This is a genomic window from Saccharopolyspora hirsuta, from assembly GCF_008630535.1.
GTDB classification, from domain to species: domain Bacteria; phylum Actinomycetota; class Actinomycetes; order Mycobacteriales; family Pseudonocardiaceae; genus Saccharopolyspora; species Saccharopolyspora hirsuta.
Genome location: NZ_VWPH01000025.1, coordinates 1 through 20,883, shown reverse-complemented (window position 1 = coordinate 20,883; position 20,883 = coordinate 1). Strand labels below are relative to the sequence as shown.

Genomic DNA, 20,883 nt, shown 5'->3' with positions numbered 1-20,883 from the left:
AGTACCGCAACGTGAAGGCGGACTACGTCAAGCACCTGTGGAACGTGGTCAACTGGGACGAGGTCGGCAAGCGCTTCGCCGACGCCCGCGCGGGCTACAACGGCCTGCGACTCCCCACGGCCTGACCAGCGCACCAAGCCCCGGTGCGCCGCGGCGGCGGTCCTCCTCCTGTGATCGCCCGCCCGGCGGCGCCGGTGTCAGTTCCGGACAGGGCTGACGTGCGACTCCACTGGAGGTCTACGCGCGGATCTCCAGCGGGGTCGCGACCCCTCCCAAGGGCTCGGCGGTGAGTGCTCCGACAAGCCAGCTGCCGAAACGATCGAGCCCCGGCCGCCCGAAGGCGACCGGGGCTCGATCTGTTCCCGAACTGACTGCCGCTCCCACCACGAAGCGGACGGGATTTAGGTTAGCCTAACCTGCTACGGGTGCGCAACCCCCGGCGCTGGAAGAACAGCGCCCCGGCGCCGACCACCGCCGCGACCAGCGACATCAGCCCGCCGAGCAGGATCGGCCAGCGCGGCCCCAGCAGCTCGGCCAGCCATCCGGAGGCCAGCCCGCCCAGCGGTTTGCCGCCCAGGAACAGCAGCATGTAGAGCCCCATGACACGCCCGCGCATCGTCGGCTCCACGGCCAGCTGCACGGTCGCGTTCGCGGTGGTCGTGAAGGTCATGACCGCGATCCCCACCGGGATCAGCGCCGCCGCGAACAGCTCGTAGCTCGGCATCAGCGACGCTCCGGCCTCCAGCGCGCCGAACACCGCGGCCCCCACCAGCAGCAACCGCATCCGCGGCCCGCCGCGACCGCTGCGCCGCGCCGCCAGCGCCGCGCCGGTCAGCGTGCCGACCGCCAGCATCGTGATCAGCAGCCCGTAGCCGTCGGCGTCGCGCCCGAAGACGTTGCGCGCCATCACGGCGAAGGTGTTCTCGAAGTTCATGCCGAAGGTGCTGACGAAGAACACCAGCACCATGACGACCATCAGGTCCGGCCGACCGAGCACGTAGCGCAGGCCCGCGCGCAGCTGGCCGCGCTCCTTCGGCGCGCGTTCCGCCCGGTGCAGCGCCGTGACGTCCATGAGCACCAGGCCGAGCACCACGGCGGCCGAGCTGACGCCGTTGATCAGGAAGACCCAGCCGGTGCCGATCGCGGTGATCAGCAGCCCCGCGATGGCCGGGCCGACGATCCGGGCCAGGTTGAAGGTCATCGAGTTGAGCGCGACGGCGTTGGTGAGCTGCGCCGGGCCGACCATCTCGACCACGAACGACTGCCGCACCGGCGCGTCGACGGCCGCGAAGCAGCCGAGCACGAAGCAGAGCACGTAGACGTGCCAGAGCACCGCGACGCCGGTGACGTCGAGCAGCCCGAGCACGAGCCCGCACGCGCCGAGAGCGATCTGCGTGCCGATCAGCACGCGCCGCTTGTCGAAGCGGTCCGCGACCACCCCCGCCCACAGGGTGAGCAGCAGCGTCGGGATGAACTGGAGCGCGACCGCCACGCCGAGGGCTGCCGGGCTGCCCCCGGAGAGCTCCAGGACCAGCCAGTCCTGCGCGGCCCGCTGCATCCAGGTACCGGTCAGCGAGACGATCTGACCTGAGGCGTAGTAGCGGTAGTTGCGCTCGCGCAGCGAGCGGAACATGCCGCCTCTCGTGTCCGATGTGGACACCTGTGTGCGGTTGACCTGACCTCCGCCGGGTTCGGCGCCGACGCTGGATCGGGATTGGTCAACCACTCCGGTGCTTACCGCCTCTCGCTGGGTTCGATCATCGGCCCGCCAGCCGGTCGATGATCTCCGCGGCCTGGAACAGCACCGCGCGCTCCTCCTCGGTGAGGTCCACCAGCTGCTGGTCCAGCCAGCGCTCGCGAACGGAGACCTCCTCCTCGATGCGGGCCCGGCCCGCGTCGGTCACCTCGACGATGGCCTGCCGACCGTCGGTCGGGTGTGCCCGGCGGACGACCAGCCCGGCGTCTTCCAGGGCCGCGATCACCCTGGTCATCGACGGTGGCTGGACGCCCTCCCGCGCCGCCAGCTCGCCCGGCGTCAGCGCGCCCGCCTTGTGCAGGCAGGACAGCGCGGACAGCTGGGAGAGCGTGATCTTCGAATCGCTGCTCTGCGCACGCAGCCGCCGGTTCAGGCGAACCACCGCGAGCCGCAGCCGACTCGCCAGGGTGCGCTCGCGTTCCGCAATCTCGGACACGTCGTTAGTCTACCAAACTATATCGGGGAATCGGACAAACTGATCAGCTCAGTGGCAGTCCAGACTAATGATCGGGCCGCCCGAAGTCTCGCCTTCGCACCCGAATCGACGCATCGCCCGCTCCCGCGAGCACTTTCCGGGGCTATGGCCCCACAAAGTGCTCACGGGCATTGACCAGCTCAGATCCCGAAGATCTCGCTGATCGGCGCGGCCGCGAAGTACAGCACGAACGCCGCCGAGACGACCCACATCAGCGGGTGGATCGTGCGGATCTTGCCGGTGAACACCCGCAGCAGCACGTAGCTGACGAAGCCCGCGCCGATGCCGTTGGCGATCGAGTAGGTGAACGGCATGACCACGATGGTCAGGAACGCGGGCAGCGCGATGCTGAAGTCCGACAGGTCGATCTGCTTGATCTGGCCGATCATCATCGCCCCGACCACGATCAGCGCCGGAGCCGCCGCCTCCACCGGGATGACCTGGTAGAGCGGGGTGAAGAACATCGCCGCCAGGAACAGCAGACCGGTGACCACGTTCGCCAGGCCGGTCCGCGCGCCCTCCGCGATGCCCGAGGCCGACTCCACGAACACCGTGTTCGAGCTCGCCGAGCCGACACCGCCGGCGACCGCGCCGACGCCCTCGACGGCCAGCGCCTTGCCGATGCCCGGCAGGTTGCCGTCCTTGTCGGCCAGCCCGGCCTCCTTGCCCAGCCCGGTCATGGTGCCCATGGCGTCGAAGAAGTTCGCCAGCACCAGCGTGAACACCAGCAGCGCGGCGGCCAGCGCGGGCAGCCGGGTCCAGGCGCCGAAGGAGATGTCGCCGACCAGCGACAGGTCCGGCAGCCCGGCGATCTGCTCCGGCACCGCCGGGTAGCCGAGGTTCCAGCCGTACGGGTTGGTGCCCTTGGACGGACCGGCGTGGAAGATCGATTCGACGATGATCGACAGCACCGTGGTGACCGCGACGCTGATCAGGATCCCGCCGCGCACCTTGCGCGCCACCAGCACCGAGGTCAGCACCAGGCCGAAGACGAACACCGCGGTCGGCCACGAGGCGATCGAGCCGTCGATGCCCAGGCCCACCGGCACGGTGGTGTTGGCCTCGTCCGGCAGCCGCCGCACGAACCCGGCGTCGACCAGGCCGACGAAGGAGATGAAGACGCCGACGCCGACCGCGATGGCCGCCTTCAGCTCGGGTGGCACCGCGTTGAACACGGCCGTCCGGAACCCGGTGGCGACCAGGATCAGGATGATGACGCCGTCGATCACCACCAGGCCCATCGCTTCCGGCCAGGTCACCTGCGGCGCGATGGTCACCGCCAGCAGCGTGTTGATGCCCAGCCCGGCGGCGATCGCGAACGGGTAGTTGGCGATGAGCCCGAACAGGATGGTCATCACGCCCGCGACCAGCGCGGTCGCCGCGGCGACCTGCGGCACCGGCAGGATGTTGCCCAGCACGTCGCGCTTGGCGCTGGCGTCGTCGGCGGAGTAGCTGCCCAGGATCAGCGGGTTCAGCACGATGATGTAGGCGACCGCGACGAACGTGACGATGCCGCCGCGCACCTCGCGGGAGATGCTGGAACCGCGTTCGGTGATCTTGAAGTACTGGTCCAGCAGGGATTTCTTGCTCTCGGTCTCGTCCACCATCGTGCTTCCCATCACCGCGCCGGAGCGCGCGTCCATCAACCGGAGGTAGCCTGCCTGACGTGGCACAGGACAGCGAACCCACCCCCACCGCGGCAGGTCACCGACCGGTCCCCCACCTGCCCCGCAGGCTGGCGGACCCGACCCCGGTGGTGCTCACCGGCACCGCCCTGTGGCTGGTCGGCGCGGTGGTGTTCGCCCTGCGCGGCAACGTCCAGATCGAGTTCTGGACCTGCGTGTCCGGCGTGGTCCTCGGCGTCATCGGCTACGGAGTCTTCCGCTGGCAGCGCTCGGCCGCCCGACGGGGCTCCCGAGGAGCCTGGCAAGGCCTCTCCGGCCTCGACGGCTGACCCCACCCGCCCCCAGCCGGAGTCGCCACATCTCCGCAGGTCAAGACCCGTGAGTGCTTTTGGGGTGCCATAGCACCCCAAAACACTCACGGGCGACCACCTGCGGAAATACCACCCAAGCAGAAGGACGGCCAAAGCCCCCGCGAACCGCGACGTCTCCGCGACTGAGATGCGGGCGGCCGGGCGCGGGGAGGGGGGTCGCGCCCGGCCGCCGGGGTGGGCCGGTGCGGCTGGTGGCCGGGGGATCGTCGAGCCGCACCGGCCCGGCCTTGGGTGGTGGGTGGGGTCGTGAGTGCGTAACAGTGTTCGAACACTGTTACGCACTCACGACCCCTTTCACCTGCCTGTGGAGGACGTCTTTGACGTGCGGAGGTGGTGGCGGCCGGTGGGGTGGTCGTCGGGGTCGAATGCTGGGAACTCGGGTTGTGGCGGTGCTGGTGGTTGGGCTGGTTGTGCTGGGGGTATCGGTGGGTGTTCGCGGTGGCGGGGCCCTGGGGTGGCCGCGGTGGTGCGTTCGTTTTCGATGTCGGCGATGAGGTGCCAGACGGTGTATTCGCCGTCGCCTGTTCCCGCGTGCTGGCCCGCTGCGAATCTCAGACCTCCGAAGGGGACCTGGGTGGCGATCATCGCCAGGAGCAGGACGTTGAACAGGACGAAGGTGCTGAGCTGAATCCAGAACATGAGGATGGGTGTTCCTTTTTCTTGGTGTGGCTGGTCAGGGTTCGTGAGCGGGGATGGCCGTAAGGGCGGCCATCCCCGCTCACGAATGTGTGTCGGCGAGCAGGCGCCAGCAGGCCATGCAGGACTTCTCACGAACCCAGTCCACTTCGGACCGGTCATGCAGCTCCGAGGCATCCGCCTCCGCCCCGCAGTAGGCCTCGACCCGCCCATCCGGTGGGGCTTTCGTTGCCGCGATGGGAAAAGCGTGACGGCCACCCGTGACCGGACGCCACACGTAGGTCAAGAAACCAGACATCGGGACTCCTTCCGCGTTTCTTGTCCCGATAAGACTGGCTCAGAAGTCTCAAATCAAGCCGGTTCACCGTGATGTGTAATGGCGGTGTCTCATGCCCTGAAATACCGTGGGTATATGACAACTGCACGCTCTCGTGGACTTGGCGCAGAAATCCGCAAGCTCAGGAAGGCCGCTGGCCTGCGCCTGGAGGAACTGGCCGAACAATGCGACTGGTCGAGAGCGACGTTCGGCCGGATCGAGTCCGGGGCAAAGGTTCCCACGGAAACTGAGATAGCAATCATCCTTGGCACACTCGGCATCACGGGACGTGAACGGACTCGGTTGCTAGAACTCGCGCAAGATGCTCATCAACCCCACTGGTGGGAGGTCGCAGGCCACCCGGGGCTTCCTGCACAGCTCGTCGCCCTGCTCGAGTTCGAAAGAAGCGCAACGAAAATCACCGACGTTGCGCTGGGTGCAGTCCCGGGCCTGCTTCAGGTCGCCGACTACACGCGGGCAATCATCGGTGCTGGCGTCCAAGACGAGAAGGACGTTGAGTCTCGGGTAGCACTCCGCCTGGGGCGGCAAACGGTACTGACCCGTAAAGACCCTGTCGTGTTCCATGCACTCATCGACGAGTCGATCCTGCATCGCATGGTCGGCGGTCCTGAAGTCATGGCCGAACAACTTCGGCACATCGAACGGATGGCACAACGTCCGCACATCACGGTCCAAGTCGTCCCGTACAGCTTGGGGGCCTACGTCGGCCTGAACGGAAGCCAGCTGATCATGGAGTTCCAACGTCAGCGGACGATCGTGCACTTGGAGCACAGACGAGCCGGGGTGTTCCTCGATGATCCTGCTGACACGTTCCCGTTCACCAAAAGCGTAGATAGACTGGCAAAAGCAGCGCTTGGCCCTGCTGATTCCCTCGACCTCATCTCAACTTGTGCGACAGCGATGGAGAACCATGACCATGCGGATTGAGGGCTGGCGGAAGTCCAGCTACAGCGGCGAGGAGTCCAACTGCGTAGAGGTCGGCTGGCGGAAGTCCAGCTACAGCGGCGTGGAGAGCAACTGCGTCGAGGTCGGCACTGGTGTCGACCTCGTCGGTGTGCGGGACACCAAGGACCGCGACGGCGGGACGTTGGCGTTCCCGCCGCGGGCGTGGGGCTCGTTCTTACACCGCCTGAAGGCTGATCAGCTGCGCTGATCAGCGCAGGAGGGTTGTCGCTTCCGGGTCTGCCAGGAGGGCTGTCAGGGCGAAACGCTCGTGCCAGGCTCCGGCGGCCCAGGCCAGGGCTCGGGCGAGGCCGTCCGGGGTTCGCTCCGCGTGGACCGCGCCCGTGCTCTCCACCCACCAGTGGACTCGCTGCTCGCCCGCCGAGGAGCGGACCCGCAGGCCGTCGTGGAGGGTGATCTCGCCGGTGGGCAGCGGGATCCCGAGGAGTTCGCAGGACGCCGGGACGCGGCCCACCTCGGGCCAGCGCTGGGTCCGGCCTTCGCCGACCACCTGCATCGTGTTCTCCTCCGACGCCAGCGGGAGGTCCAGGAGCTCCGCGAGGGCTTCGGCGTCGAACTGGTCCGGGCTGCCTCCGGCGATCACCAGCGGGGCTTCCAGGACGCTGAGCATCCACGGCTCGTCCAGCACCACCGCTCGACCGGTGCTGACCACCGCGCCGGACACCGAGCGCACCATCTCCGGCGGGTCGATCTCGGACGGGTCGATCGTCCGGCACGCCACGGCCTCCGCCAGCGCCTGGTGGGCACGCAGTGCCGTCCCGGCGCGCACTGTGCGCTCCGGGTCGCCCAAGCGCTCCAAGAGGTCCGCTGCATCGTCGGTGTCCTCGACGTGGAGCTCGTCGCGCACGCCCGCGAGCCGCAGGTGCTCCGCGTCCAGGCCCACGTCCGGCACCGGGTCGTACAGGCCCGCCAGCTCCTCTGCATCCGGGAGCCGCCAGGTGCGCGGCGGGGCACCGGCGAGCAGCGCGTACCGCTCGATCCACCAGGCCGAGTAGCTCTCCGGTTCGCGCAGCGCACGCAGGGTTTCCGGGTGCCGGGCCAGCAGGCGCAGCGCGGCGGGCCACGCGTCGTCGGCGACCAGGTCCAGGTCGCGGATGCCGACGAACCTCGGCGGCGGCCAGCTCTCCGGCTGCGCCGCCTCCTGCTCGGCCCACCACAGGCGGATGTCCGGGAAGTCCTCGTCGGGCTCCAGCGGGTCTTCCTCGACGTGCACCGCGAAGGTGTCCAGCACGCCGATCGAGCGCAGCAGCTCGGTCGACCACTCGGCGGCGAACTCCTCGTCGAGCACCGCCAGCGGCCCGTCCTCGCCGATGTACTGGTCGTCCAGCACGTCCAGCAGCTCGGCGTCCGGCAGCAGCAGCTCGTCCGCGCGGCGGAAGTCCCCGTGCGCGTCGGGCAGCGCCAGCGCGCCGATCCACTCGCGCGGCTGGGTGTTCGCGACGAGCTGCAGCACCGCGTCGGCCAGCGGCCGCACGTCGGCACCGGCGCGCGCGTCGGAAACGCTGCTGCGCACGGCGTCTTCCAGCGGCGGCGCGTCCAGCAGCTCGGCCGGTCCCGCCTGGTGCGCGCCCAGCTTCTCCAGCAGCGGGTGCGTGGCGTCGGGGTGGGCGATGCGCAGGCCGGAGATGTCCAGTGTGGACAGCAGAGCGGCCGGGTCCGGGTCGGCGTCGCGCTGGCTGAGCAGCACGTCGCGCACGCCGCTGACGGTGCGGCCGTCGGCCAGCGGCACGGGCAGCGCGGTGAACTCCTCGCGGGCTGCCGGGTCCGCGCCCTCGACCGGCACCAGCGCGTCGTAGAGCCGGTACCACCACTCCGGCGGGCGCTGCAGTCCGGTGACCGCTGCCACGATCTCCGCAGCGGCCAGCCGCCGGACCTCCAGGACGTGCAGCGACCTGCGGTGACCCGCGTCGGCGAAGTCGGCTTCCAGCAGGCCGGGGACCACGTCCGCGAGCAGTTCCACCAGCTCCGGCGAGACGTACTCGAGGACCCGGGACTCCAGCGGCGCGACCAGCTTCCCGCCCGCCGCGGGCAGCCACGCCGCGACCCGCAGCCGGTCGGTCACGCCCTGCCGCAGCTTGTCGTCCACATCGGACAGCGGGAACCCGGCGAGCGGCACCAGCGCGGTCCGGTGCTCCGCCGCGACCTTGCCGACCAGCGACGGGTAGCACTCCGCGGCGAAGGTCAGCACCGCGTCCGAAGCGCCGGACGCCGCCACCCGCCGCCGGTCCGGCTCCACCGGCACGCTCGCCAGCAGCCGCGCGGGCAGCGACAACCGCTCCTCGGTCGGCGTCGGCGCGTGCAGCACGTCCTCGGCCAGCGGGATCGGGGTGCCGTCCTCGTCCAGCGGAACGGCCCAGGTCACGCGCCACTCCGCGGCGTGCCGGGCCTCCACGCCCAGCCCGGCCAGCGCGCTCTCGCTCAACGTCCCCGACGCGCGGTGCACCAACCACCGGTCGCTGCGGACCGGCCCGTGCACCACCAGGCGATCCGCGTCCAGGTCCTCGCGGCGCCAGGTCTGCTCGCCGATGCGGATCTCGGTCAGCGCGGGCAGCGCGAGCAGCAGGTCGGGGGCCTGGTCGGTGAACTCGGCCAGCAGCGCATCCGCGTCGACGTCCGGGCGCAGCGGCAACCGCACCTCGGTGTCGAAGCCCGTCGGCGGCTCACCGGCCACCGGCCACGGCAGCCGCAGCACCGGCACCTCGCCGGACCGCTTGGCCAGCTCCTCGGCCGGGCCGGGCAGCTGCGCCACCGCCTCCCTGGTCCGCGCGGCGGAGAACGCGACGCCGCCGGTCGTGGACACCACGCTCGGCTCGTCGGAGACGGCCAGCACCGCGGCGAACCCGACGCCGAACCGGCCGATCGAGGCGCCCTCGCGCTTGGCCGAAGCCCGCAACGAGGCCAACCCCGCCACACCGTCAGCGGTCAGCGGCGCACCGGTGTTGGCGACGCGCAGCTCACCGCCGCTGATCTCGACGCGCAGCACCCCGTCCGAGCCCGCGGCGTCGGCGGCGTTCTGCGCCAGCTCGACCAGCAGGCGGTCGCGGTAACCGCCGAGCCGGAGGTCCTCCTCGGCGTTCGCGTCCTCGCGGAACCTGGTCGGCGAGGCCTCCCAGGACTGCAGCACGGCCCGCCGGAGCTCGGCCGCGCCGAACGCGTCGGGGTCGTTCACCCGCGCTCCGGCGTGCGCGGCTCGAAGTCGAGGGTGGCGTCGTCGTAGACGACCTCGGCCACCGGCACCGTCGACGAGGTGTCCACCTCGACCTCGGAGTGCGCCCCGCACCCGAACTCGACGCTGACCACCCGGCCGTCGGCGGGCGCGAACTCGTTGGCGCAGACGCCGAACGCGCCACCCATCGAACCGGCCAGCTTCAGGAAGAAACCGCAGGTCCCGCAGGCCGCCGGGGCGGAGCGGGCGATGTCGGCGCGCGGCCCGAAGTCACCGCTCTGCCAGCGCTCCGCGGCCTCCAGCCGGCCCTCGTGGCTGAGCACCCGCTTGCGGCCCAGGCCGACCTCGTGCGCGACGTCCTCCACCGCCGGGTCGTCGCTGGCCAGGTAGCCGGGCGCCAGCCGCGGGTCGTCCGCGCGGGTCGGCAGCAGGTCACCGGGACCGAGGTCGCCCGGGCGCACCCGCTCGGCCCACGGCACCCAGTCGGGCGCGGTCAGCGCGTTCGGCCCAGGCAGCAGCACGACCTCGCTGACCGTGACCGGTTCGCCCGGTCCGACGCTGGCCACGGTGACCGCCCAGCGCCAACCGACGTAGCCCGGGTAGTTCGACTCGAAGTAGTGCGTTGCCGCGTGCGGGCCCTCCGGCTCCACGCCGACGTGCGCCCCCACCGGGTCGGCGGCCTCGGCGTCCACGGTCAGCACCGGCGAGCCGATCGGGTCCTCCCCCGGCTTGGCCTCGTCCTCCGCGGCAGCTCGCGCAACGTCCTCCGCCGCGGCGAGCTCCGGGTTCACGGGCTCCGGCTCGGGAAGCCCGGCGTCCTCGAACGGGGCATCCGCGCCTGGGCTGGTCATCGGAGCAGGCATAGGCGTCACATGCTCGATTGTGCCGTACGCGGTCGTCGGCGCAGTCGGCCGTGTCAAGCTTTCGGGGTGCGACTGCTCCTGGCTCGACGTGTTCTCTGCGGCGTGGTGCTCACCTTCGGGGTGGTTGCGTGCGCGCCGTCGGTACCAGCGCAGCACGACGGCCAGCACGACGGCGAGCAGACCGATCAGGGCGTTGGGCACGCGGGAAGCCTGCCACACCTTCGAGCTGAGGTGATCCGCGTGCTCCCGCACGACCGCTCCTCGTTCACTCAGGGCCTGGAAATCGCCGATGGCACCCTCTACGAAGGCACCGGTCTGCGGGGCGAGTCGCTGCTGCGCGCCACCGACCTCGCCACCGGCGAGGTGCGCCGCGAAGCCCGGCTCCCGGCCGATCTCTTCGGGGAGGGCATCACCGTCACGGGTGACCGTATCTGGCAGTTGACCTGGCAGGAAGAGGTCGCGCTGGAGCGGGACCGGGAAACCCTGGCCGAGTTGCGCCGAGTGGAGTACTCCGGCGAGGGCTGGGGGCTGTGCTTCGACGGCTCGCGGCTGGTGATGAGCGACGGCAGCGACCGGCTGACCTTCCGCGACCCGGTGACCTTCGCGCCGACCGGCTCGGTGGACGTGGTGGCGGCCGGGTCCCCGGTCGAGGAGCTCAACGAGCTGGAGTGCGTCGACGGCCAGGTGTGGGCCAACATCTGGGGCAGCGAGCAGATCGTGCGCATCGACCCGGCGACCGGGCAGGTCACGGCGGTGGTCGACGCCTCCGGCCTGCTGAGCCCGCAGCAGCGGCCGGGCACCGACGTGCTCAACGGCATCGCGGCCGTGCCGGGCACCGACGAGTTCCTGATCACCGGGAAGTACTGGCCCGCTCTTTTCCGAGTTCGCTTCGTCCCGGCCTGATCGTTAGTACGGTCTCTGCGCATGGATGATCAACAGACTTCCGTGCAGCCCCTGCACGTGCTGTGCGTGCTCGGCTCCGGGATGGACCTGGACGGGGTGGAGCTGGCCGTCCGCGCGATAGGCGGGCCGTTCTTCTCGCTGGACCGGGACGAGTCCCGCGCCGAGCACGACCCCCGGATGCCGGACGCCTTCGAGGCGTGCCTGGCCGAGCTGACCTTCACCGACGCCGACTGGGACGCGGTGGCCGACCACGACTCGGTCGCGTACGTGCTGGCCAAGGGCGGTCAGGAGCACGCGGAGCACATCTCGGAGCGGATGCTGGCGGTGACCGCGGAGCTCTTCGAGCGCTGGGGCGCGACGGCGGTCAAGTCCGAGAGCAGCGCGCTCGCGCACAGCCGCGACACCTGGCTGGCGCTGGCCGACGCCGCCGATGCGCCGGAAGCCCTGCGCCAGGCGTGGGTGAAGCGGCCGATCCTCGACGAGGACGTCCTCTACACCTGCGGCATGCACCTGCTGGGCGCGCCCGACGTGGAGCTGCAGGCCGACGGCCTGCTCGACGTGAACCGCCAGGGCGAGTGGGTGGAGCTCATCGACGGCCTGACCGGCTACCTGCACACGGAGGCCCGCGCGGCCCAGATCCGCGACGGCGAGGGCTTCCGCCTGGCCGAGGACGCGCCGCGCTGGGTCCTCCGCCAGCAGACCTGCGACCGCTACCCGGACGACGACATCTTCTTCAACCCCTACGGCTACTGGCGGCTCACCCCCGCCTGACGCCGCTCACTGGGTCTGGGGTTCGACGTCTGGGGTCTGGGGTCGATCACTTCTTCACACCACCGGCGGGCTGGCGTCGGTGGTGTCCGCCGGGCTCGTTCCAGCTGGCCGGGCCCGGGGTCGGGTGCGGCGATTTCGCGCGAGATCGCCGTTCCGCACGCGTGCGAGGTGGCGGTTTCGCGCGAAATCACCGCGGGACCGCACGGCACCGCCAGCCATCAGCGGCGCAGCCGCTCCGGCACGGCGGACCAGCTCGGGTTCAAGATCACCCGGACGGTGGGGATCTTGGCCGTGAACGTCACCAGATCGGGTCACGGGTGTATCTGACGGGCCGGTTCGCGCCTCTTTATCCGTGGAGCCGGTGGAAAAGCTGCGGAGTCCGATCGAGGCGGGAGCGGGGTGAGGCAGGATGACGAGCATGGGTTTGCGACGCCATGACCAGCGCTCGGACTCCCCGCGCGCAGGCTGGGGCGCCGGTCAGCGCGGCAAGCGCGGCTCCTACGCCGAAGGCGGAGGCGCAGCGCGCTGGGGCGCGCCTGCGGACGGGGCCGGTGAGCCCGCGGAGCGCGGCGAGCGTGCGGAGGGCCGTGGGCGCGGGCGTGACGAGCGCGAGCGCAGCGAGCGCGCGGAGCGGAGCGGGCGGCCGGAGCGCGGACGCGAGCGTGCGGAGCACGGCGAGCGGGAGCGGGCGGAGCACCGGTTCGAGGGACCAGGCGCGGGCGCTGAGCGCCCCGGTAGGGGCGCGAGGCGGTATCCGTGGGAGGAGGACCCGGACTACGACCAGCCGCGGAGCCGGTACCGGCGGTTGCCGCCGCTGCCCGAGGACCACTCTTCCCGCGAGCAGGACGGGGAGCCCGAGGTCGAGAGGCCGCGCGGGACCGCGCCGCCGAAGAAGCTGACCGTCACGCGGGTCGCGGCCTGGCGCAGTCGGGATCTGACGCAGCGGGCGATGCGGGTGTTCTTCTCGCTCGCGCACGCCGACGGGGCCGACCGGTCCGGGCTCGCGAAGTTCACCTACGCCGTGATGGGCAACTACGCGGTGGACGCCGCGATGGCGGTGGCGCTGGCCAACACGCTGTTCTTCTCCGCCGCCACCGGTGAGAGCAAGGACAAGGTCGCGCTCTACCTGCTGATCACGGTCGCGCCGTTCGCGGTGATCGCGCCGGTCATCGGTCCCGCGCTGGACCGGTTGCAGCAGGGGCGGCGGTACGCGCTGGCCGCCTCGTTCGCGGTCCGGGTGGTGCTCGCCGCCGTGATGGCGCTGAACTTCGACAGCTGGCTGCTGTACCCGGCCGCGCTGGGCTGCATGGTGCTGTCGAAGTCCTTCGGCGTGCTGAAGGCCGCGATGACGCCGCGCGTGCTGCCCTCGCAGATCACCCTGACCAAGGCCAACTCGCGGCTGACCGCGTTCGGCATGGCGGCTGGCGGCATCTTCGGCGCGATCGCGTCGGGCTTCGCCTGGCTGCTCGGCTCCGAGGGCGCCCTGTGGTTCATGGCCGCGATGGCCGCTGGCGGGGTGTGGTTGTGCCTGCGGATCCCGGGCTGGGTGGAGAGCACCGAGGGCGAGGTGCCGACGTCGATCGGTGGCCGCCCGCAGGCCAAGAAGGTGCCGCTGAGCGGGCACGTCGTGGTCGCGCTGTGGGGCAACGGCGGCATCCGGGTGCTGACCGGGTTCCTGACGCTGTTCGCCGCGTTCGTGATCAAGCAGGGCACCCAGCACGAGCCGTTCATGCAGCTGGTGGAGCTCGGGCTGGTCGGCGGCGCGGCCGGGGTCGGCAGCTTCCTCGGCAACGCGCTGGGCTCGAAGATGCACTTCGGCAAGCCGGACCGGGTGATCATCGCCTGCCTGGGCAGCGCGCTGGTGGTGGCGGTCTGCGCCGCCCTGCTGGCGGGGCTGCCGCTGGCCGTGGTGGTCGGTCTGATCGGGGCGACGGCGAGCGCGCTGGCCAAGGTCTGCCTGGACGCGGTGATCCAGCACGACATGCCGGAGGAGTCGCGGGCCTCGGCGTTCGGCCGCTCGGAAACGATCTTGCAGCTCAGCTGGGTCTTCGGCGGCGCGCTGGGCGTCCTGCTGCCACCGGTCTACTGGATCGGCTTCGCGGTGGTGGCCGCCCTCCTGGCACTCGTGCTGGCGCAGACGATCACCGCGGGCCGGGGCAGCACCCTGGTGCCCCGCATCCGACGGCGAGCAGCACCGACCGCCGAGCGGGCGACGGCCGAGTCGTAGCGCCAGCCCGGACCGGCCAAGGGCTCCGCCACGCAAAATGAGCCCGGAGACGGGCTTGTAGGCTCGAACCGTGCATCGTGGACTGAAGCCGCTGCTGGCGGTGGCGGGCGTGGCGCTCGCCACCGGTTGCGCCGCGCCGAGCGAACCGCAGGTCACCTTCTACTCCCACGGGCGGTCGGTGGAGGTCGCGCCCGCGCAGCACTGCGACCCGACCGGGGAGAAGTGCACGGCGTCGCCGGGCGCGGTCGGCGAGCTGCGGGTTCCGGCGGGTCGCCCGCTGCAGATCTCGGTGCCCGGGGAGGTCGCCGAAACGCCGTGGCAGGTGGTGTTCCTCTACCGCGGTGCCAACGGCGAGGAGCTGGACGGGCGCAGCCCGGTCTTCGCCCCGAACGAGCGCCACGCCTACACGCTCCAGCTCCCGCCGGACGGCAAGCAGCTGGAGCACGTCGAGGTCCAGCAGTTCTCCGCGGTGCTGACACCCGGCACCGACGGCGGTGTCGACTTCGGCATCGGCGGCAGCTGGGTGCTCGACGCCAAGGAGCAGTGACCGCCGCTCAGTCCCCGACCAGCCCCGCCTCGTAGGCGGTGATCGCGGCCTGGACGCGGTTGTTCGCGCCCAAGCGCTGCAAGATCGTCCTGACGTGCGCCTTGACCGTGCCCTCGGCCAGGAACAGCCGCCCCGCGATGGCCTGGTTCGACAGCCCGGCCCCGACCAGCCCCAGCACCTCTCGCTCGCGCGGGGTCAGCGCCGCCACCCGCTCCCGGGCGGCGGCCCGTCGGCTCAGCGCACCGCCGTTGACCTCGGCGATCACCCGGTGCGCGATCCGCGGTGACAGGTACGCCGCGCCGTCGGCGACCGCGCGGACCCCGATGATCAGCTCGCGCGGATCGGCGGCCTTGAGGAGGAACCCGCGGGCGCCGTCGCCGAGCGCCCGCGCCACGAACTCGTCCTCGTCGAAGGTCGTGAGCACCACGACCGCCACCTCGGGCTGCACCCGCGCCAGCTCCGCGGCGGCGGCCAGGCCGTCGAGCACCGGCATCCGGATGTCCAGCAGCGCCACGTCCGGCTCGTGCCGGGCGGCGAGCTCGACGGCCTCGCGCCCGTCCGCGGCTTCGGCGACCACCTCGATGCCGGGGTCGGTGGCCAGGATCGAGCGGACTCCGGCGCGGATCATCGCCTCGTCATCAGCCAGCAGCACGCGGATCACTGTTCAGTTCCGCCTCTCCGCGATTCACAGTGGTGGTCGCGTTCGGTTCTTGGCTTCTGTTTCGAGGTTTCCGTGGCTGAGTTGCGTCACGGTCCCCTGAGGTGCGGTTGACATGGGGCAGGCACAGCTCCTCCGTCAGGGCCCGCTCATTCTGCCCGGTGGGGCAGCCGCGCGGACTGTTCCGCCTCACAGTTCCGCCTCTCCGCGATTCACAGTGGTGGTCGCGTTTGGTTCTTGGCTTCTGTTTCGAGGTTTCCGTGGCTGAGTTGCGTCACGGCCCCCTGAGGTGCGGTTGACATGGAGTCAGTCACAACTCCTCGGGCAGGGCCCGCTCATTCTGCCCGGCAGGGCAGTCGCGCGGTCACTGTGAAGCCGTCCTCCGGCTCCGTGTGGAAGGTGCCGCCCAGCAGCTCTACGCGTTCGGCCAGGGCCAGCAGGCCGCTGCCGCTCCCGGTGACCATCGGCTCGGCGTCGGCGGCGGTGTTGTGCACGACGACCTCGATCTCCTCCGGCAGCTGGTCGATCCGGACGGTGACCTGCGAGCCTCGTGCGTAGCGGGCTGCGTTGGTCAGCGCTTCCTGCACCACGCGGTGGACAGCGCGGTCCACTGTGGATGGAATGGCCGACGGTTCGCCGCTGCGTCGCAGCACGACGTCCATCCCTGCGCTGCGGGCCCGGTCCACCAGGGCTTCCACCGGTTCGTCCGGGGGTTCCAGGGATTGCGAGGTCTTCTCGCGCAGCAGGCCGATCGTGTGGCGCAGGCGGTCGGTGGCCTGCACCGCCGTTGCGCGGAGCTCGGCCGCCGCCTGCCGGTTCGGCTCGGTCATGTCGGCGGCGAGCTCCAGCGATCCGGCGCGCAGCGCGATCAGCGCCAGGTCGTTGCCTAGCGAGTCGTGCATGTCCGAGGCGATCCGGGCGCGTTCGCGCAGGCGGGCGCGCTCGGCGATGAACTCCTGCTCCCGCTCCAGCTGCGCCACGCGCTCCTTCCCGGACTCGATCAGCTCGGCCTGCTGGCGGCGGAACCGCCCGGCCAGCCACGGCAGCCCCACGAACACCGCCAGGAGTCCGAGCAGTCCCACCGCGCGTCCCGGGTAGATGACCAGGTCGACCGCGCCCGGCGCGGCGGCCAGCGCGAACACCGCCCAGCCGTGCCGCACCGGGAGGTGCCGACCGTGCAGGTACCCCGCCACGGCCAGCACCACGAACAGCACCTGCCGCCACAGCGGAACCACGTCGAGGTCGAACGAGTTGACCACGCAAGCCCCGACGACGACCAGCAGCGCGGCGGCGTTCCTCATCTGCACGACCTTAGAGCTCATCCCCGAACCAGTTCCGCAGCTCCGACCCGGTAGCCACCCGACCACAACCGCACCAGCCGGAACACCACCGTGCTCGCCCCGGCCAGCGCCGCGAGCAGCAACGTGACCGTCAGCGGCAGCGGGAAGTACGTGAGCTGGGCCCAGGTGATCGTCCGACCGTTGCTGATGAACGAGATCAGGCTCGGGTACGCGGCGAACACGGCGAGCGGGACCAGCGCGGGCACCAGGCGCAGGCCGATCAGCCACGCGGGCGATCCGGCGCGCTTGGCCGCCCACCGGCGGGAGCGCACCGCCCCGAGCACGCCCAAGCCGACCGCCACCAGCAAGATCGCGCCCAGCACGAGCTCGGCCTGCTGCCTGCCACCGCCCGGGACCGCAGGGGTCTTCCCCTGGCTCAGCGCGACCAGCCCGGTGAGGATCTCGTAGGTGCTGTCGTGCAGCGAAGCACCGTTGGACATGACGGCGAAGCCGTACCCGGTCTCCGGCACGATCGCCTGCACCGCGTTGTAGGTGAACAGGTTCCCCGAGTGCACCAGCATCTCCGGTCCGCCCTCGGGCTGCTCGACTCCCCAGCCCATGCCGTAGTCGTCCACCGCCGACGGGCTGTGCATGAGCTGGAGGCTGGCCGGGCTCACGAGCTGCTGTCCCGCACCGTTCTGCGAGACCAGCCACCTGCCCATGTCAGCGGCGGTGGTGATGACCCCGCCACCACCGCTGCCGTCCAGGAACCCCGGCAGCTCCTCGCGGGGGATCCACGCGCCGAACAGCGAAACGTGCCCGTCGGCCGGGCGCAGCTGCTCGTCGCTGACCGCGCTGGTGCGCATGCCCAGCGGCCCGAACACGTGCTGCCGCAGGTAGTCGCCGAAGTGCTGCCCGCTGGCGACCTCGACCAGCCGGGCCGCGAGGTCGTAGTTGACGTTGCAGTACTCCCAGTGCGTCCCCGGGTCGGCGGCCAGCGAACCGGTGCTCAGCCGGGCCGTGTACTCGGCCAGCGAGCCCGCGTCCTCCAGCGCGTTGATGTCGATGGTGGTGTCCGAGAACCCCGAGGTCTGGTTCAGCAGCTGGCGGACGGTGACCTTCACCGCGCGCGGATCGGCCATCGAGAACCCGGGCAGCTGCTCGACCACCGGCCGGTCCAGCTCGATCTTCCCGGCGTCCACCAGCGTCATGACCGCCATCGCGGTGAAGGACTTGCTGACCGAGGCGACCCGCATCGGGGTGCCCGCGGTCATCGGCCGACCGGTGGAGTCGTGACCGTAGCCCGCGGCGTGCACCACCTCGTCGCCCTTGGTGACCACGACGGAGAACCCCGGCAGCCCGGTCGACTCCAGCGCGCTGGACGAGTAGTCGTCGAAGGTCGGCGCGGACGGCGGCGCTGCCAGCCCGATGGCCGCTGCGAGTGCGATGATCATCGCTTTCATGCCTGGAACGCTAGGGATCCGGGCAGCCTCCGCGGATCTGCCGAGCGGCCACGACCACCCCTGCCGAAAGGCATAGGAAAGCCGGGCGCACCGCGCGGTCCGCCCGGCCTCCGGTGGTCCTCGTCAGCTGCCCGGGTCCAGCTCCCGGGCGACCGCGCGCACGACCTCGCCGATGCGCTTGGCGGTCTTGCGGTCCGGGTAGCGGCCGCGGCGCAGGTCGGGCTGGACCTTCAGCTCCAGGAGCTTGATCATGTCCTCGACCATGCCGTGCAGCTCGTCGGCGGGCCGTCGGCGCGCCTCGGCGACCGAGGGCAGCGGGTCCAGCAGCTTCACCTTCAGCGCCTGCGGACCGCGGCGCCCCTGGGCCATGTCGAAGTCGACGCGCTGGCCGGTCTTCAGGGCCTCCACGCCGGAGGGCAGCGCGGAGGCGCGCACGTAGACGTCCTCCCCACCGTCCTGGGTCAGGAAGCCGAAGCCCTTGTCCGCGTCGAACCACTTGACCCTGCCGGTCGGCACTGTCCTCACCGTTCCCTGTCGATGCACTGGCCCGGTTGCTGGGCCTCCGTCGTCCTTCGTCTCGGTCCGCCGCGCGGGGACCGAACGGCCCCGGCACGACGAAAGCGCCCCGACTACGCTTCGCAGTTGCGCGCGCCGGGACGCGTCATTCAAGCGTACCGCGTACCGGGCTGGGAAGACCCGGCCTTATCGAGCAAGGGTCGCTGCGGCACCCGGCGCAGTACCTGAATACGCTGCTGGACATGGCAGCTTCCGCGCGCAGGTCCGCAATCCTCCCGGTCTCGGTGGCCATGTTCGCCCTGGGCCTGCTGGCCATCATCGCGATCTTCGCGCTGTTCGCCGTCGGTTACCAGAACCTACCCGTTTGGCTGAACCTGGCGACCTTGCTGTGCCCGGCCGGATTCGTCCTCGGCGTGGTCGCGACGGTCCTGCGCAACCGCCGCCGCTGATCAGCTCTGCTGCGCGAGCCAGGCCGGGAACTCGGTGAGGTCGCGCAGCACGACGTCGGCCCCGGCCTCGGCCAGCTGGTCCGCGCTGTACGGCCCGGTGGCCACCGCGACGGCGGTCGCGCCCGCGGCCCGCGCACCGGTGATGTCGCCGAGGTGGTCGCCGACGTAGCTGGTCGCGCCCTCGTCCCGCAGCACCTCGCCCTTCGCGGCGGCGAAGACGTCCCCGGCCAGCCGGTCCACCTCCCAGCCGAGGGCCTTGAGGTGCAGCTCGGCGTTCGGCTGGTACTTGCCGGTGATCACCAGCGTCCGGCCGCCCAGCTCGCGCACCGCCGCGAGCGCCTCGGCCGCGCCGGGCAGCGCGGTCGTCGCCCCGACCACGACGTCCGGGTAGACCAGCCGGAAGTGCTGGACCAGGCGCTGCGCCGTGGCGTCGTCGAAGCCGTAGCCGCGCATCGAGTCGTACAGCGGCGGGCCGAGGTTCGACGCGAAGTGGTCGCCGTCGAGGGTCAGGCCGAACTCGCGGTTGAGCTCCTCGATCGCGCGGACCATGCCGGGACGCGGGTCGATCAGGGTCATGTCCAGGTCGAAGCCGACGGTCGGGCCGGTGCGCTGTGCTGCCACGCGAACCACCCTACGGAGCGACGGCCACGCCCTTGACGCGGAACTGGTTAGTATCGAAAATCATTTGGTAATCCTTCTCACATTCGGCGAGCTGGAGTCGTTCAATGACGAGCACGACCGCGCACCCCGCCCATCGCGAAGGCTTCCACTCCCTGCGGGCCAGCGGCCTGAACTGGGACTCCCTGCCGTTGCGCCTGTTCACCAAGGGCAACGCCAAGTTCTGGAACCCCGCCGACATCGACTTCAGCCAGGACGCCGAGGACTGGCAGCAGCTCGACGAGCACGAACAGCGCAGCGTGGCCGGGCTGTGCGCGCAGTTCATCGCCGGCGAGGAGGCCGTCACCCAGGACCTCCAGCCGTTCATGGCCGCGATGGCCGCCGAAGGCCGCTTCGGCGACGAGATGTACCTGACCCAGTTCGTCTTCGAGGAGGCCAAGCACACCCAGGTCTTCCGGCTGTGGATGGACGCCGTCGGGCTCACCGAGGACCTGCACTGGTACGTCGAGGAGAACCCCGGCTACCGGGAGATCTTCTACAAGCTGCTGCCCGAGTCGCTGCACGCGCTGCACGCCGACCCCAGCCCGGAGAACCAGGTGCGGGCATCGGTCACCTACAACCACATCGTCGAGGGCACCCTCGCGCTGACCGGCTACTTCGCCTGGCACAAGATCTGCGTCAGCCGCGGCATCCTGCCCGGCATGCAGCAGGTGATCAGGCACATCGGCGACGACGAGCGCCGCCACATGGCCTGGGGCACCTTCACCTGCCGCCGCCACGTCGCCGCCGACGAGCGCAACTGGGAAGTGGTGGAGGACCAGATGAACCGGGTGCTCCCGCACGCGGTCGCGCAGGTCCAGTGGCGCCCGGACGACGCGCCGGAGGTGCTGCCGTTCGAGCTGGACAAGGACGAGCTCACCGCCTACGCCACGGACCGCGCGACCCGCCGCCTCGGCGCGATCTCCAGCGCCCGCGGCATGCCCCTGAGCCAGATCGACGTCGACGCCTCCCCGGAGAAGCTGGAGGACCAGTTCGGCGAGGAGGACGCCGCCGAACTCGCCAAGCTCCGCTGATCCCCGCGCCGTGGGGCGCACGACACGTGGACGGGTCGCCCGACCTTCCGCGATTTCAATGAGCCTTTTTCATCCTGATTTTTGCTGGTCAGGGTGGAGGGGCTTGGGTGTGAGTGAAGCTCCTGGTAGATGGATCGTCGACCAAGATCAACCCAGGACTGCCAGGAGCTTCGGGTGTTGTTGTAT

The 20,883-nt window shown here is 70.8% G+C and carries 21 protein-coding genes; 10 read left to right on the top strand and 11 right to left on the bottom strand.

Annotated elements, in window-relative coordinates:
* Positions 1-125, top strand: a 125-nt coding sequence (locus F1721_RS33835) for a Fe-Mn family superoxide dismutase (protein ID WP_246155523.1), incomplete at its 5' end; no start/stop codon positions are given.
* A gap of 281 nt (positions 126-406) precedes the next feature.
* Here F1721_RS33835 and F1721_RS33830 read toward each other — a convergent pair.
* The 3 genes from F1721_RS33830 to F1721_RS33820 all read right to left on the bottom strand — a co-directional run bounded on the left by F1721_RS33830 (position 407) and on the right by F1721_RS33820 (position 3,838).
* Positions 407-1,726, bottom strand: a complete 1,320-nt coding sequence (locus F1721_RS33830) for an MFS transporter (RefSeq protein WP_425474430.1) — start codon at positions 1,724-1,726, stop codon at positions 407-409.
* Between the two features lie 31 nt (positions 1,727-1,757).
* Positions 1,758-2,192: a MarR family winged helix-turn-helix transcriptional regulator gene (locus tag F1721_RS33825; protein WP_150070931.1), complete on the bottom strand. Its 435-nt coding sequence runs from the start codon at positions 2,190-2,192 to the stop codon at positions 1,758-1,760.
* Between the two features lie 179 nt (positions 2,193-2,371).
* On the bottom strand, positions 2,372-3,838 hold the full coding sequence (locus F1721_RS33820) for an NCS2 family permease (RefSeq protein ID WP_150070936.1): 1,467 nt from the start codon (positions 3,836-3,838) through the stop codon (positions 2,372-2,374).
* A 59-nt stretch (positions 3,839-3,897) separates the two neighbouring features.
* Between F1721_RS33820 and F1721_RS33815 the strand changes: the two genes are divergently transcribed.
* Positions 3,898-4,185 (top strand): DUF2530 domain-containing protein, encoded by a 288-nt coding sequence (locus tag F1721_RS33815; protein ID WP_150070930.1) that lies wholly within the window; start codon positions 3,898-3,900, stop codon positions 4,183-4,185.
* A 760-nt stretch (positions 4,186-4,945) separates the two neighbouring features.
* On the opposite strand, the gene F1721_RS33810 is transcribed toward F1721_RS33815, so the two are convergent.
* The gene (locus tag F1721_RS33810) at positions 4,946-5,161 is read right to left on the bottom strand and encodes a hypothetical protein (protein WP_150070929.1); all 216 of its coding nucleotides are present in this window, start codon (positions 5,159-5,161) and stop codon (positions 4,946-4,948) included.
* Between the two features lie 114 nt (positions 5,162-5,275).
* On the opposite strand from F1721_RS33810, the gene F1721_RS33805 reads away from it, so the two are divergent.
* A complete protein-coding gene (locus tag F1721_RS33805) occupies positions 5,276-6,127 on the top strand; it encodes a helix-turn-helix domain-containing protein (RefSeq protein WP_170301708.1) in 852 nt (283 codons plus the stop codon).
* Positions 6,111-6,353, top strand: coding sequence for a DUF397 domain-containing protein (locus F1721_RS33800; RefSeq protein WP_211840739.1), 243 nt, complete (start codon positions 6,111-6,113; stop codon positions 6,351-6,353). Before F1721_RS33805 ends, F1721_RS33800 begins: the two co-directional genes overlap by 17 nt.
* On the opposite strand, the gene F1721_RS33795 is transcribed toward F1721_RS33800, so the two are convergent.
* Both F1721_RS33795 and F1721_RS33790 read right to left on the bottom strand, forming a co-directional pair.
* Positions 6,354-9,332, bottom strand: a complete 2,979-nt coding sequence (locus F1721_RS33795) for a sacsin N-terminal ATP-binding-like domain-containing protein (protein WP_150070927.1) — start codon at positions 9,330-9,332, stop codon at positions 6,354-6,356.
* Positions 9,329-10,180, bottom strand: a complete 852-nt coding sequence (locus tag F1721_RS33790) for a DUF3027 domain-containing protein (protein WP_150070926.1) — start codon at positions 10,178-10,180, stop codon at positions 9,329-9,331. The genes F1721_RS33795 and F1721_RS33790 overlap by 4 nt, the downstream gene beginning before the upstream one ends.
* A gap of 78 nt (positions 10,181-10,258) precedes the next feature.
* Here F1721_RS33790 and F1721_RS33785 point away from each other — a divergent pair, with 78 nt between their 5' ends.
* The 4 genes from F1721_RS33785 (at position 10,259) to F1721_RS33770 (ending at position 14,640) form a co-directional block, all read left to right on the top strand.
* The gene (locus F1721_RS33785; protein ID WP_387511875.1) at positions 10,259-11,095 is read left to right on the top strand and encodes a glutaminyl-peptide cyclotransferase; all 837 of its coding nucleotides are present in this window, start codon (positions 10,259-10,261) and stop codon (positions 11,093-11,095) included.
* A 21-nt stretch (positions 11,096-11,116) separates the two neighbouring features.
* Positions 11,117-11,866, top strand: a complete 750-nt coding sequence (locus tag F1721_RS33780; protein WP_150070925.1) for a hypothetical protein — start codon at positions 11,117-11,119, stop codon at positions 11,864-11,866.
* A 418-nt stretch (positions 11,867-12,284) separates the two neighbouring features.
* Complete coding sequence (locus F1721_RS33775; RefSeq protein WP_150070924.1) at positions 12,285-14,093, top strand: MFS transporter; 1,809 nt, start codon at positions 12,285-12,287, stop codon at positions 14,091-14,093.
* Between the two features lie 70 nt (positions 14,094-14,163).
* Positions 14,164-14,640, top strand: a complete 477-nt coding sequence (locus tag F1721_RS33770; protein WP_150070923.1) for a DUF2771 family protein — start codon at positions 14,164-14,166, stop codon at positions 14,638-14,640.
* Positions 14,641-14,647: 7 nt separating this feature from the next.
* Here the strand turns inward: F1721_RS33770 and F1721_RS33765 are convergent, their stop codons facing one another.
* The 4 genes from F1721_RS33765 to F1721_RS33750 form a co-directional block, all read right to left on the bottom strand.
* Positions 14,648-15,301: a response regulator gene (locus F1721_RS33765; RefSeq protein ID WP_150070922.1), complete on the bottom strand. Its 654-nt coding sequence runs from the start codon at positions 15,299-15,301 to the stop codon at positions 14,648-14,650.
* A gap of 332 nt (positions 15,302-15,633) precedes the next feature.
* Positions 15,634-16,599, bottom strand: coding sequence for a sensor histidine kinase (locus F1721_RS33760; RefSeq protein WP_150070921.1), 966 nt, complete (start codon positions 16,597-16,599; stop codon positions 15,634-15,636).
* A 17-nt stretch (positions 16,600-16,616) separates the two neighbouring features.
* The gene (locus F1721_RS33755; RefSeq protein ID WP_150070920.1) at positions 16,617-18,041 is read right to left on the bottom strand and encodes a serine hydrolase domain-containing protein; all 1,425 of its coding nucleotides are present in this window, start codon (positions 18,039-18,041) and stop codon (positions 16,617-16,619) included.
* Positions 18,042-18,164: 123 nt separating this feature from the next.
* Positions 18,165-18,557: a cold-shock protein gene (locus F1721_RS33750; protein WP_150070919.1), complete on the bottom strand. Its 393-nt coding sequence runs from the start codon at positions 18,555-18,557 to the stop codon at positions 18,165-18,167.
* Between the two features lie 242 nt (positions 18,558-18,799).
* Here F1721_RS33750 and F1721_RS33745 point away from each other — a divergent pair, with 242 nt between their 5' ends.
* Positions 18,800-19,006 (top strand): hypothetical protein, encoded by a 207-nt coding sequence (locus tag F1721_RS33745; protein ID WP_150070918.1) that lies wholly within the window; start codon positions 18,800-18,802, stop codon positions 19,004-19,006.
* Here F1721_RS33745 and F1721_RS33740 read toward each other — a convergent pair whose 3' ends face one another.
* The gene (locus F1721_RS33740) at positions 19,007-19,627 is read right to left on the bottom strand and encodes an HAD family hydrolase (protein ID WP_281288844.1); all 621 of its coding nucleotides are present in this window, start codon (positions 19,625-19,627) and stop codon (positions 19,007-19,009) included.
* Positions 19,628-19,731: 104 nt separating this feature from the next.
* Between F1721_RS33740 and F1721_RS33735 the strand changes: the two genes are divergently transcribed.
* Complete coding sequence (locus F1721_RS33735) at positions 19,732-20,697, top strand: R2-like ligand-binding oxidase (protein ID WP_150070917.1); 966 nt, start codon at positions 19,732-19,734, stop codon at positions 20,695-20,697.
* Positions 20,698-20,883 lie beyond the last annotated feature (186 nt).

Bases quoted from the DNA above. Each gene is read 5' to 3' on its own strand.
- F1721_RS33820 (WP_150070936.1), bottom strand. From the start codon at position 3,838: ATGGTGGACGAGACCGAGAGCAAGAAATCCCTGCTGGACCAGTACTTC.
- F1721_RS33810 (WP_150070929.1), bottom strand. From the start codon at position 5,161: ATGTCTGGTTTCTTGACCTACGTGTGGCGTCCGGTCACGGGTGGCCGT.
- F1721_RS33805 (WP_170301708.1), top strand. From the start codon at position 5,276: ATGACAACTGCACGCTCTCGTGGACTTGGCGCAGAAATCCGCAAGCTC.
- F1721_RS33800 (WP_211840739.1), top strand. From the start codon at position 6,111: ATGACCATGCGGATTGAGGGCTGGCGGAAGTCCAGCTACAGCGGCGAG.
- F1721_RS33790 (WP_150070926.1), bottom strand. From the start codon at position 10,180: ATGACCAGCCCAGGCGCGGATGCCCCGTTCGAGGACGCCGGGCTTCCC.
- F1721_RS33780 (WP_150070925.1), top strand. From the start codon at position 11,117: ATGGATGATCAACAGACTTCCGTGCAGCCCCTGCACGTGCTGTGCGTG.
- F1721_RS33775 (WP_150070924.1), top strand. From the start codon at position 12,285: ATGGGTTTGCGACGCCATGACCAGCGCTCGGACTCCCCGCGCGCAGGC.
- F1721_RS33760 (WP_150070921.1), bottom strand. From the start codon at position 16,599: ATGAGGAACGCCGCCGCGCTGCTGGTCGTCGTCGGGGCTTGCGTGGTC.
- F1721_RS33755 (WP_150070920.1), bottom strand. From the start codon at position 18,041: ATGAAAGCGATGATCATCGCACTCGCAGCGGCCATCGGGCTGGCAGCG.
- F1721_RS33745 (WP_150070918.1), top strand. From the start codon at position 18,800: ATGGCAGCTTCCGCGCGCAGGTCCGCAATCCTCCCGGTCTCGGTGGCC.
- F1721_RS33735 (WP_150070917.1), top strand. From the start codon at position 19,732: ATGACGAGCACGACCGCGCACCCCGCCCATCGCGAAGGCTTCCACTCC.